Origin of the sequence: Robertmurraya sp., assembly GCF_036676585.1 — a bacterium.
Taxonomy (GTDB): domain Bacteria; phylum Bacillota; class Bacilli; order Bacillales; family Cytobacillaceae; genus Robertmurraya_A.
Genome location: NZ_JAKFCQ010000129.1, coordinates 1 through 12,984, shown reverse-complemented (window position 1 = coordinate 12,984; position 12,984 = coordinate 1). Strand labels below are relative to the sequence as shown.

Annotated in this window: 12 protein-coding genes and 1 pseudogene; all 13 read left to right on the top strand. The window is 39.1% G+C overall.

Annotated elements, in window-relative coordinates:
* The coding region (locus ACGLXV_RS17310) for a peptidoglycan-binding domain-containing protein (RefSeq protein WP_391559607.1) at positions 1 to 276 on the top strand (276 nt) is incomplete at its 5' end.
* Positions 277 to 459: 183 nt separating this feature from the next.
* Positions 460 to 1,650, top strand: coding sequence for a PDZ domain-containing protein (locus ACGLXV_RS17305; RefSeq protein WP_391559606.1), 1,191 nt, complete (start codon positions 460 to 462; stop codon positions 1,648 to 1,650).
* Positions 1,651 to 1,950: 300 nt separating this feature from the next.
* Positions 1,951 to 4,005: a BglG family transcription antiterminator gene (locus ACGLXV_RS17300; RefSeq protein ID WP_391559605.1), complete on the top strand. Its 2,055-nt coding sequence runs from the start codon at positions 1,951 to 1,953 to the stop codon at positions 4,003 to 4,005.
* Positions 4,006 to 4,085: 80 nt separating this feature from the next.
* Positions 4,086 to 4,550: a PTS sugar transporter subunit IIA gene (locus ACGLXV_RS17295; RefSeq protein ID WP_119710057.1), complete on the top strand. Its 465-nt coding sequence runs from the start codon at positions 4,086 to 4,088 to the stop codon at positions 4,548 to 4,550.
* 17 nt (positions 4,551 to 4,567) lie between these two features.
* Positions 4,568 to 4,852 (top strand): PTS sugar transporter subunit IIB, encoded by a 285-nt coding sequence (locus ACGLXV_RS17290; RefSeq protein WP_119710056.1) that lies wholly within the window; start codon positions 4,568 to 4,570, stop codon positions 4,850 to 4,852.
* Positions 4,853 to 5,023: 171 nt separating this feature from the next.
* On the top strand, positions 5,024 to 6,286 hold the full coding sequence (locus ACGLXV_RS17285; protein WP_119710055.1) for a PTS galactitol transporter subunit IIC: 1,263 nt from the start codon (positions 5,024 to 5,026) through the stop codon (positions 6,284 to 6,286).
* A gap of 288 nt (positions 6,287 to 6,574) precedes the next feature.
* Positions 6,575 to 7,606, top strand: a complete 1,032-nt coding sequence (locus tag ACGLXV_RS17280; protein WP_391559604.1) for a zinc-binding dehydrogenase — start codon at positions 6,575 to 6,577, stop codon at positions 7,604 to 7,606.
* Positions 7,607 to 7,708: 102 nt separating this feature from the next.
* On the top strand, positions 7,709 to 7,906 hold the full coding sequence (locus ACGLXV_RS17275; RefSeq protein WP_391559603.1) for a hypothetical protein: 198 nt from the start codon (positions 7,709 to 7,711) through the stop codon (positions 7,904 to 7,906).
* A gap of 28 nt (positions 7,907 to 7,934) precedes the next feature.
* Complete coding sequence (locus tag ACGLXV_RS17270; RefSeq protein WP_391559602.1) at positions 7,935 to 9,026, top strand: galactitol-1-phosphate 5-dehydrogenase; 1,092 nt, start codon at positions 7,935 to 7,937, stop codon at positions 9,024 to 9,026.
* Between the two features lie 28 nt (positions 9,027 to 9,054).
* Complete coding sequence (gene rpe, locus ACGLXV_RS17265; RefSeq protein WP_119710051.1) at positions 9,055 to 9,714, top strand: ribulose-phosphate 3-epimerase; 660 nt, start codon at positions 9,055 to 9,057, stop codon at positions 9,712 to 9,714.
* Complete coding sequence (rpiB, locus tag ACGLXV_RS17260; protein WP_391559601.1) at positions 9,711 to 10,169, top strand: ribose 5-phosphate isomerase B; 459 nt, start codon at positions 9,711 to 9,713, stop codon at positions 10,167 to 10,169. The genes rpe and rpiB overlap by 4 nt, the downstream gene beginning before the upstream one ends.
* Positions 10,170 to 10,207: 38 nt before the next feature.
* Entirely contained in the window at positions 10,208 to 12,229 is a 2,022-nt protein-coding gene (gene tkt / locus ACGLXV_RS17255) for a transketolase (RefSeq protein WP_391559600.1), read from the top strand.
* A 359-nt stretch (positions 12,230 to 12,588) separates the two neighbouring features.
* Positions 12,589 to 12,984: pseudogene (locus ACGLXV_RS17250) on the top strand (hypothetical protein); the annotation flags it as partial.

The following is a 12,984-nucleotide window of genomic DNA, read 5'->3' as shown; positions in this document are numbered from 1 at the left end:
ACCGAAGCGCTAGAGAAGGATATGAACAACGAGCAAATTAAAAATGCCCAGCAAATGCTGAAGGCACTTGGACTTGATCCGGGTCGAGAGGACGGGTATTTCAACGACCGTACCGAAACATCAGTCATGGCCTTCCAACGTCAACACGATTTAGAGATGACAGGGAAAATTGACAGCAAAACAGCCAGTGCTCTCCAGAGTGCGGTGGTTGAAGAAATGAAGAAGGATAGCAATGACACGCAACTGCAGACTGGACTTCGATTATTGGCGAAATAAGATTGACCCTCTTATCCTCATGGGTAAGAGGGTATTTTTGTTATGGAAATTCCGTGAATATTCCCCTAAAACCCCATATCCACTATTATCCAAAATATTTCTAATATCGAATTCTCCTTTCATTTGGTAAAATAAAGATTAATAGGAAAGTTCGGAAATAGATTGATAAGGTTGGTGGCTAGTTTGGTTCTAGAGTGGCTATTAGAAATGGCTTGGGGATTCGCAAAACTATTAATACATCCAGTGTTTTACTTCACATTCCTACTCGCGGCATTTTTAGGAGTTTCTCGAGTAAAGAGAGAGCGAAGTCATTTTCACGTTCGCGCCGAAAATGCCTACTTTGAGCTTCGGCAGTTACTACCGCTCGGACTATTGCTCGGATTCGGACTGTCGATCATCATGATTGCCGCGGGAGTGGTCATTCCGCTAGCGGCCATCCTGTTTATCGCAGCAATCACGATCATCCTGAGCATTCGTGTACGCCTACTATCATCGGTGTACACAGTGGGTCTCACCTTCTTCGCCATCTTTTTCACATCGGGCAAGGACTGGAGCATCCCACTTTTCCCTGATCTCTTCAGCAGTCTAGAAGACAAGCTCTACCCGTCCATCACGGTCCTTCTAGCTCTACTAGTCATTGCAGAAGGCATTCTTATTTTGAAAAATGGAAAGAAGGGGACCTCGCCTAAGCTCATGACGAGCAAGCGCGGCCAACGAGTAGGCGTTCACGAACTCAAGCGAGTATGGATGTTGCCGCTTCTTCTGTTGATCCCTGGAGATGCCCTCCAGCAGCTGCCGTTTGAATGGTGGCCAGTGTTTAATGTAGATGGAGAAGGCTACGGACTACTACTAGTTCCGTTCGCACTTGGGCATTATCAGCATATCCAAGGAGCACTGCCAACTCAGGCAGTCGCACATGTAGGAAAGCAAATCATGGCTCATGGTTTCGTTCTAACGGCCATCGCGATCGCTTCATATTGGCTCCCGATTCTATCATTAGCGGTCGTTGCGATCGGAATCCTAGGTCGCGAGGTGATCTACTTTAGCCAAAAGACGAAGGAAGAAAGTGGTCCCTTCTATTTTTCGAAACGCAATCAAGGTGTCATGATTTTAGGAGTGCTACCACATTCTCCCGCACAAAAAATGCAGCTATCCGTTGGGGAGATTGTTTCTAAGGTAAATGGAACAATTGTGCATAACGAAGCAGAGGTCTATGAGGCGCTACAACGGAACCGTGCTCACTGTAAGCTTGAGGTGTTAGACGTCAATGGACAAGTTCGCTTTGCCCAGCGAGCTCTCTACGAAGGAGATCATCATGAGTTGGGAATTCTGTTTGTACAGGATGAGAAGAAGTGGGGAACAGAAGCGGTTTGATGTTATTTTTCATAAATGGAATATTCCAAATAGAAAAGGCACCTTCAACAAATAAGTTAGCAATTTAAATTCATATGAATAACTAATCAAGAGAACGCAATCAATCATTGCGTTCTTTTTATGTTGTCAGCAACCTATTGCCAAATCCCTATTAACGATACCTTTCGGCAGAATGTACAATGTGAGACAATACACATTGTACATCCCATTGATGTACATCACCATGGTAATAAATTGGAATGAAAACGTGTACATTTTTATTTTTATGAATGATACTATGTAACCAAGGAGGACATGACAATGGATTTAGACGAGAGAAGCAGTCAAATACTTCATGAAATTCTTATTAATCCGAGTATAAAAAACAAGGATCTGGAAGAGCGGTTTTCTCTTAGCAGAAGACAGGTTGGTTATAGCATTAACAAAATTAACGATTGGTTAATAGCGACAGGTTTACCTGAGATCAAAAGAACAAAGTCTGGATTATTTCTTCTAAATAAGGTGCATTTTACAACTCTCCTGAATGAAAATGCCTTAGATGAAACAGATGCATACATTCTTTCTGAAAACGAAAGAGTAAATCTATTGATACTCATGCTATTAAGCAGAAGTGAAGAACTTTCACTTTACCATTTAACTTCGTGCCTTAGTGTAAGTCGTAATACTATAATTAACGATCTAAAAAATGCTCAACTCCAGCTTGATATCTTTGATTTAACAATTAAGTACTATAGGCAGTATGGCTACCTTATCGAAGGTAAGGAGTTTAATAAGCGACAGCTATTGATTAACATCATCTTTAAAACGATTGAAATGACGAATGGAAAAAGGTGGATTGAAGAGTTAACATCCATTCCACGATCAGAGATTGATACCTTTCATGAACGTGTGGAAGAGGTTGAAAGAAAATTAAATCTAAAGTTTACTGATGAAAAAATCGAATCAATGCCCTACATACTCATATTACTTCTAAGACGCATTACTCAAGGGAAATTAATTGAACCTTTTCACATTCATTATTATGAGCTGTCTGATACGAAGGAATTTCAAGCAGTAGAAGAGCTTTTACAGGATTTAGATCAAATCCCGATGGAAGAAAGATTATTTATCACATTGCACCTTTTAACAACAAATGTATCCTCTTCTGAACGCAATGCAGACAAAACATTTCCTGAATTATATCACTCTATTAGTCTTATGCTCTCTCTATTTGAGAGAAATGCATGTGTGCGATTACAAGAAAAAGATCAGCTTTTAAATAAAATCCTTCTACATGTTAAACCAGCGTATTACAGAATTAAATATAAGCTGTCGATTACAAACCCCTTAGAAAATACAGTAAGTAATGAATTTAAGGAGCTACATCATCTTGTAAGAAAATCTATGAGGCCCTTAGAACAGCTTATTGGAGGAAATATTCCGGAGAGCGAATCCACTTATTTTACAATGCTTATCGGCGGTTGGCTTTCTAGACAGGGGGATAGCCTCCAAAAGAAAATTAAAGCTCTCGTTGTTTGTCCGAAGGGTATTTGTGTATCAAGATTACTCGAAAGTACCTTGCGAGAATTGTTTCCAGAGTTTGTATTTATTGATGCTTTGTCAGTCCGAGAATTTCATGTTTATACACTTGATTATGATCTTGTCTTTACTACCACTTTTCTACAAACGAATCGTAAACAAATCCTTGTTAAAACGTTTCTGGAAAGAGAAGAAAAATATCGGTTACGAAAACAGGTAATGCAGGAGCTAAACGGCTACACACCATCGGTTATGAATGTGTATCACGTAATCGATATTATTGAAAAACATGCGACCATTGAAAGTCGAGAGCAGCTACAAAAGGAGCTTGAATCACATTTTCGCCTAGATCATACACCACATTTGGCGAAACCTATGGAGTTACCGAAGAGAAATTTAAATGAGCTTATCGTACCTGAAACTATCACCTTAGAAAAAAGAATGAAATCGTGGCAGGAAGCACTTCAAATTTGCTCAAGACCTTTAGTTGAGAGTGGTAGTGTTACACCCTCTTATGTAGAGGAAATGCTTCGGTTGTACGACAGCGAAGACCCTTATATTATTATCGGGAACAATATAGCTATACCGCACGCAGATCCTGAAAGTGGTGTAAACGAGGTTAGTATGAGTCTTCTTAGGCTAGAAGAACCTGTTCAATACAATGAATATTCAGTCCAAATCATTATTACAATTGCTGCTTTAGATAAGCACCAGCATTTAAGAGCATTGATGCAACTTATGAAGCTAGCAAGTAATCAGGAGGATACTATGAGGCTGATCGAATCAAAGTCGTCAGATGAACTTCTCCAGGTGATTTCGAAGTACTCAGCTGTCTAATAATCTATCTTGTGAAAGGGGGGATGCTTAAAAATACAAACCTAGTAAAACTATAAACGAAAGTAAGGAGAAGAATGAAAATGGACACCGTTTGTCTAGAAGAATCACTCATAATGGTAGACTTGGATGGAACAACAAACGAAGAAGTTCTTCAAAACATGGCTAGAAATTTATACGAACAAGGTGTCGTCAAAGAAAGCTATATCGATGCAGTGATCGAAAGAGAGAAGACTTTTCCAACAGGCCTGCCAACACTAGGATGTTCTGTCGCAATTCCACATACGGACATTGAGCATGTGAATAGAAAAGCCATTAGTGTGGCTGTTTTAAAAAACGAAGTGGATTTTGGAATTATGGGGGAAATCGGAACCGTTACTCCAGTGAAGCTTGTCTTTATGCTTGCAATGGATCAACAGCATGCGCAATTAAAATTACTTCAAAGCTTAATGCAAATCTTTCAAAATGAAGAAACATTAAAGGAAATATCAAAGGAACATAGTAAAGATAAAATCATTGATTTACTTGAAAGTAAATTAAATCATTAGAGGGGCAGGGGTTTTCTATGAAGAAAAAGACAATTTTAGTAGCATGTGGTGCAGGTATTGCAACTTCTACAGTGGTAAATGAGGCAATTATCGAAATGTGTAGTGCAAACAACATCCAGGCTAACTTAATTCAGTGCAAAATAACTGAGGTATCAGGATATTTAGATTCTGCTGACTTACTTGTGACAACAACTATAACTGGTAAGGATTACCCATTCCCAGTCATCAACGCAAGAGCTTTCTTAACAGGAATTGGATTAGATGATGTGAAGCAGCAGATTCTTGAGGAGATTAAAAAATGATTTAGTCATTTTTTATAACTGTTTTCGAAAGCAGTTGTTTCCTTAACGAAAATCAAGATTTTGTAAAACCTGTCATTCTTAACTATGGATGAAAGATAGGTTCATGTGAAACGACTTATCCGAAAACAGAGTAGTAGAAAAGTATTGTACTTAGTTTGAGGAGGAAGAAATATGAAGGACATGGTTGAAGCTTTACAGGCATTTTTAGGACTAGGACCAACGGTAATTTTACCAGTAGCCATCTTTCTTCTAGGTATGCTTTTTGGTCAAAAGCCAGGGAAGGCGTTTCGTTCAGGTTTAACGATCGGCGTTGGATTTATCGGTATTTTCATGGTCGTAGATTTGCTAGTTAATAATCTTGGACCTGCCGCTAATGGGATGGTAGAGAGGTTTGGAATAGAATTAAATGTGATTGACGTTGGTTGGCCAGGTGCAGCAACTATATCATGGGCATCACCAATCGCAGCATTTATTATTCCTCTAGGGTTAGTCGTTAATATCATCATGCTTGTAACAAAAACGACGAAAACGATGATGGTAGATATTTGGAACTTCTGGCACTTCACATTTGCAGGTGCAGTAGTTTACGCATTATCAGGTAGTATCGTTCAAGCTTTAATTGCTGCAGTTATTTTCCAAATTATCATTCTTAAAATTGCTGACTGGACAGCGCCAATGCTAGAAAACTACTTTCAACTACCAGGAATTTCAATTCCAACAGGAAGTACAGCATCGTATGCACCAATTGGTATTCCACTTGTTTGGTTAATTCAGAAAATTCCCGGAATAAAAAATCTTCACGCTGATCCAGATACCATTCAAAAAAGATTTGGTGTTTTCGGTGAACCAATTTTTATGGGGCTTATCTTAGGTATTGGGCTTGGTGCACTGGCTGGTTATGGTGCTGGAGATATCATTAAGGTCGGTATGGCAATGGGTGGGGTAATGTTCCTTATGCCTAGAATGGTTAAAATTCTCATGGAAGGATTACTGCCAGTATCAGAAGCTGCTCGTAATTTCTTAAGTAAAAAGTTCGGTGCAGACAATATTTACATCGGATTAGACGCGGCTGTAGCCATCGGACATCCATCAGTCATAGCAACCGCTCTTATTCTTGTACCTATTACCGTTGCATTAGCAGTTATTTTACCTGGTAACAATCTATTACCATTCGGTGACTTGGCAACCATTCCATTTATCGTTGCATTTATTGTCGGTGCCGCAAGAGGGAATATTATCCACTCTGTTATCGCAGGTACTGTAGTTATCGCATTATCACTTTACATGGCAACAGATCTTGCTCCGCTTCACACCCAAATGGCAATTGATGCACACTTTGATATGCCTGAAGGAACCAACATGATCTCTAGTATCGACCAAGGCGGTAACCTAGTAAACTATGTTGTTTATAAGCTCTTTGCACTTTTTAATTAGGGCTATAAATAGCAAGAGCTAATACATGCAAAAATGCAGCATTAGCTCTTAAAATCTCGACTTAAATTGGCGTTTAATTCGAGAGGCTTAGAGACGGGAATCTCTAAAAAATATAATTTGATTTAACAATACTATAATTAATACCTTTTGTCAAAATTGGCTATTTTCTACCTTAATTTTATACGTGATACTGACAGTAGTATGCCGTATAGACAAGGATTGGCTATTGACAAAAAGTAGTCATTAGAAAACAGCCTTTTAAAAGAAATCCTTTTAGGAGGAAACTAAATGAAATCACTTGTGAAATTAGAACCAGGCTTCGGACACCTAGAATTAATAGACGTTGAGGAGCCAACGGTTGGCGAAGATCAGGTAAAAATACTTGTAAAATATGCTGGAGTTTGTGGTACTGACCTTCATACCTATGAGGGTAAATACAAAGTGAATGCACCAGTCACTCTAGGGCATGAGTTTTCTGGAGAAGTAGTAGAGGTTGGTTTGAATGTTAAAGACATTCAAGTTGGAGATCGTGTGACTTCAGAGACGACCTTTACTATTTGTGGTAAATGTAAGTATTGTCAATCGAAGAATTATAATTTATGCAGTGATCGAAAGGGTTTAGGTACACAGCAAGATGGTGGATTTGCAAAATACGTAATTGCTAGGAAGGAAAGTGTTCATAAACTTCCTGAAAACGTTAGTTATTTATCAGCCTCATTAACTGAGCCCTTAGCATGTTCCCATCATGCGATTGAAAAAGGTCGTATCCAACCAGGTGAAGTTGTTGTCGTATTAGGTCCTGGACCAATCGGACTTCTTACAGCTCAAATTGCAAAGCACAAAGGAGCAACAGTGGTAATTACAGGTTTAGAAAAAGATGAACACCGCTTAGTAAAAGCCGCTGAGCTTGGTATCGACCATATTGTTAATATTCAAGAAAAAGATGTAAAGCAAATTGTAAATGAAATAACAGAGGGCTATGGAGCTGATGTGGTTCTAGAGTGTACCGGTGCACCACCTGCCCTTTCCATGGGATTAGATTTGCTACGAAAGAAAGGGCGTTACGTCCAAGTAGGTATCTTTGCTACCCCTGAAATAGTAGTTGACTTCGAAAAAATCATTCAGAAAGAAATTGAAGTCATTGGTTGTAGAAGCCAAAACCCATTTGACTGGGAGCCTTCACTCCAATTAATGAACGAATCATGCGTAAAAGCGGATGCACTAGTGACCCATCAATTCACGATTTCGGAATGGCAAAAAGCGTATGAAACGATCAAAAGTGGCGAAGCAATTAAAGTAGTGTTAACACCTGTTGAATGAATAAACGCACAGGGAAACTATTAAGAATTACAGGCTAGTCTTCGAGTTCGTGGACTAGCCCGTAGTTTACGTGTGAAAAATTGAAGGAGTAAGGTGAATATTATGGTAGAAAGTATGATCGATTACGCATTAGGACCACATGGCAGATTTTTAAGTGAGTATTATATGCAATATCAATTTCCCATCAACAGTGCGGTTTTTGCTATTGCGGTCTATCGGTTAACTGTATTCAGATTGAAGAAAAGAAAGCTCCAGAATTCCACACGTGCTACGGGCCTCGAAGACATAAAAGTTGACTGATTGCGTTTCAGAAAAGAGGAGGCCAAAAATGAAAGCAGCAGTTCTTTATTCTGAAAATTATTTTGTATACAAAGAAGTTGATATTTCGCCTTGTCAAGAAGATGAAGTGAAAATAAAAGTAATGGCTGCGGGCATTTGTGGGTCAGACACACATAAAATGACAAGCAAATGGAAGTATGATCTTCCAGCTATCATGGGTCATGAATTCTCTGGTGTTATTGTAGAAAAAGGTAGTGCCGTTAGTCATTTAACTCTTGGGGAGAGAGTAGTTGGTATCCCTTTTCTACCATGCCATTCTTGTGAATATTGCAAAAGAGGGCAATTTTCATTATGTGAAGATTATGGAATGATTGGTTCTAAGTCTCCAGGTGCATTTGCCGAATATGTCAATATAAAAGCTACCAATGTTCTTCCGGTAGGGAATATGAGATTTGAAGAGGCGGCCATGATAGAACCATTAGCTGTAGCCCTACATGGTGTTTTGAATATTTCTCCGCGTATAGGTGATGTGGTGGCGGTATTTGGTGTTGGGACGATTGGAATACTCGTCATTGAATGGCTAAAAGTATCTGGTGTACAAGAAATCATTGCTATCGATATTTCGGAAGAGAAACTAAATTACGCTAAGTCAATCGGTTGTAAACGTACCATCAATCCATTAAAAGAAGATTTAGCTATAAAAATAAAAGAATACACAAACGGTCTTGGAGTGGATATCGCCTTAGAATGTGCCGGATCAAAAATTACGCAGGAACAATGCTTGCTTGTTATAAGAAAACAGGGGAAAGTTGGTTATCTAGGAATTGCTTATTCAGATGTTTTACTTTCGGAACAAGCATTTGAAAATATTTTTCGAAGAGAACTTACCTTAAAGGGCTTTTGGAATTCTTATTCTGCACCATTTCCTGGTGAGGAATGGACAAAAAGTATTGAGTTTCTTTTACAGAAAAGAATTCAAATACAAGATCTTATATCTCACCGCTTTAATTTAGAGGAAACTCAAAAAGCATTCAATATGATCATAAATCGAGAAGAACCATTTAATAAGGTGTTAATTTTACCCAATGGGCAAGAAGCCATTGATCAAGAAGAGACGACTAAACATTGTTTTGTGAAGTAATGAACAATGAGAAAAAGAGGAGATTCATATGAAAATAGCGCCTTCGATACTAGCAGCAGATTTTTGCCATCTAGAGGACCAAATGCAGCTTTTAGAACAAAGCAATATTAGCATGCTTCATATTGATGTGATGGACGGAAACTTTGTTCCCAATATTACCTTTGGTCCAGATCAAATCAATATGCTTCGGCAACGTTCAAAGCTCATTTTTGATGTTCATTTAATGGTACAAAATCCAGATTGGATTATTCCGATTGTGGCTGAGGCAGGGGCGGATATCATTACCATTCATCAGGAAGCAACAACGCATCTCCATCGAAGTCTGCAATTAATAAAGAAATACAATAGAAGAGCCGGTGTAGTCCTAAATCCTGCTACCCCCATTGAAACGATTAAGCATGTTCTAGATGAAATTGACATGATTCTACTTATGACCGTTAATCCAGGGTATGGTGGTCAGAGCTTCATTTCAAGTGTGCTACCGAAAATTCAGGAAGCAAAAAAGCTTGTAGAAGGTAGAAATATAGACATCGAGGTTGATGGGGGGATTAACCTCGAAACAGCCAAGCTATGTGTAGAAGCAGGTGCCAATGTAATCGTTGCAGGTTCATACACGTTTCATGGTGATGTTAAGGAGAATTTAGAGAAGCTAACTAGAGTAATAAACAAACAGGGGGCAACCGCATGAAAATCGCATTAGGCTGTGACCATGGTGGATATTTGTTGAAGGAGTCTATTAAGAACCACTTAGAGAAAAAAGGATTCGAATGCCTAGATTACGGAACTCACTTTACAGAAAGTGTTAATTATCCCTTATATGCAAAAAAAGTGGGAGATTCGGTTGCCAATAGGGAATGTGAATTAGGAATTCTTTGCTGTGGAACAGGTATCGGAATGTCCATTGCTGCTAATAAAATTCAAGGTGTTCGTGCGGCAGTTGTTAGTGATACATTTTCAGCGAGAGCAACTAGAGAGCACAATAACAGCAATGTGCTCTGCCTAGATGAGCGGGTATTAGGGGAGTCACTTGCACTAAATATTGTTGACACCTGGCTCGAAGCAGAATTTCAGGGTGGTCGACACCAAGAGCGACTCGATTTAGTAGAACAGCTAGAAATATCTTTAAAATCTAAAACTATATAAATATATTACGACGAACTGCTAATAAAAGGAGTGTCATTATGAGTTCAATAGAAATGAAAAAAACAGTAGATGAATTGGCGATTAACACCATTCGCACTTTATCCATCGACGCCATTGAAAAGGCAAATTCAGGACATCCGGGAATGCCAATGGGTGCTGCACCAATGGCTTACGCACTTTGGGCAAAGGAAATGATTCATAACCCCAAAAATCCTAATTGGTTCAACCGAGATCGCTTCGTTTTATCAGCGGGTCATGGATCCATGCTCCTATACAGCTTATTGCACTTGTTTGGTTATAATGTCACGCTAGATGATTTGAAAAATTTCCGCCAATATAAGAGTAAAACACCGGGTCATCCTGAATTCGGGCATACACCTGGTGTAGATGCAACAACAGGTCCACTTGGTCAAGGGATTGCGATGGCAGCAGGGATGGCTATGGCCGAGCGTCATTTGGCAGCAACCTACAATCGTGAAGGCTATCCCATTGTTGATCATTTTACTTTTTGCATCTGTGGTGATGGCGATCTGATGGAAGGAGTATCAGCAGAAGCTGCGTCATTAGCAGGTCATTTAAAGCTTGGACGCTTAGTAGTACTTTATGATTCAAATGACATTTCTTTAGACGGCGACTTGAGCCTTACATTCTCCGAGAGTGTCCAACAACGCTTTGAAGCATATGGCTGGCAAGTACTCAGAGTAGAGGATGGAAATGATGTAACTGCCGTCCAAAATGCTGTGGAACGTGCAAAGCTTGATGATCAAAGACCAACACTTATTGAAGTGAAAACAACCATTGGCTTTGGTTCTCCTAATAAAGGAGGGAAATCCGATTCTCACGGTTCTCCGCTTGGTCCGAAGGAGACGGAACTGACGAAAGCAGCCTATGAATGGGAAGAAAAAGAGCCATTCCATGTACCAAATGAAGTGAGAGAGCACTTCCAACAATTTGCAAGCATTGGTAAGCAATTTGAAGATCAATGGAACTCCCTTTTCGAGAGCTACAAACAACAATACCCTGAGCTTTCACAGCAGCTTGAGCGTGCAATCAAAGGTGAATTGCCTGAAGGCTGGGAACAAGATCTACCACAGTTTTCAAAAGGTGAAAAAATGGCATCTCGTGCATCTTCAGGGAAAATGCTAAATGCAATCGCAAATAAAGTCCCGCAATTAATTGGAGGTTCTGCTGATCTCGCGTGCTCGAATAAAACAACATTAACTTTTGAAGGAAACTTTGGTGTGGATGGATATCAAGCACGAAACATTTGGTTTGGAGTTCGAGAATTTGGAATGGGTGCGGCGTTAAATGGAATGGCATTACATGGAGGAGTTAAAGTATTTGGGGCAACATTCTTTGTCTTCTCCGACTACTTAAGACCGGCGATGCGTCTATCTGCATTAATGAATCTACCTGTTACCTATGTATTTACTCATGATAGTATTGCAGTGGGTGAAGATGGGCCCACACATCAACCAATCGAGCATCTAGCATCATTACGTGCAATGCCAGGATTGTCATTAATTCGCCCTGCTGATGCAAAGGAAACGGCAGCAGCCTGGAGATTAGCTGTAGAAAGTGAGAGGAACCCAACCGCTCTAGTACTAACTCGTCAGGATTTACCAACACTTGAAATGTCTGAAGATGAAGTATATAAAGGGGTTCAAAAAGGTGCCTATGTGGTATCTAAGGCAGCTAAAGAAGCAGAGGGCTTACTATTAGCTAGTGGTTCAGAAGTGGCCCTCGCAATCGATGCACAAAAGCTTCTCGAACAAGAAGGCATCTATGTTTCCGTTGTGAGCATGCCAAGCTGGGATCGTTTTGAGAAGCAGACGAAGGAATATAGGGAAAGCGTCCTTCCTAAAGGACTTCTAGCAAAATTTGCAATCGAAACAGCATCTTCCTTTGGTTGGAGAGAATATATCGGAGAATATGGTGAGGTCTTATCTATTGACCACTTTGGCGAATCAGCACCAGCGAATCAGTTGCTTGAAGAATATGGATATACTGCCAAGAATGTTGCAGAAAGATTTAAAGCTCTTTCAGAAAAGATTAACTAAATTAATTTTCAAACCTCTATTTTTAACAGGGGTGTCAGACTGCAATCAAACTCAAAGTCTTTGAGTTGATTGCAGTCTTTTTTACTTTATGGCTCTGTTAAATATAAATATTGATATTTGCTCCCTGTCAGATTTCTTAGTAAAACACTTTTAAGAACGCACATTAAATAGGCTTTAAATTTTTGACATACAAATCAAAGGTAAAAGGTCGAATGAGCAAAATAACCTCAATGGCCCATTTTAGCTATAGTTGAACGGGACTTTCCTATCAAATTAGTATGTTGGTAAAACTTAATTTACTAAATATGGTATATTTGTATAATGGTGTATTTAACTTACATATTAGGGGAGAAAATAATATGCAAAAGAAAAGAATTTGGTTATTTATTGTAATGATTACGGTGTTGTCTTTAGTTGCTTGTGGAAAATCAGAAGAGTCTTCAACAAAAATAGTTGAAGAAACCAATAGTAAATCATCAGGTGAAAATAGTGAAGAAGACAAAGATGTGTTTGAATCATCAACCAGCAAAGAAGAGGAGGTTCAACCTTCTGAAAATTTGTTGGATAAAAACAAAGAGTTTAAATATGAAGATGGTTCGGTTGTTATGACACTTACAAAAGCCGAATTTACAAAGAAATTTGGAGCATCAAACGCTGATCCAGAAGATACTTGGGCAAACCATGAGATCACCACTGATTCGGAAATTTATCTTCACTTAACTGGAACAATTAAAAATGATACAACTGACTTATTT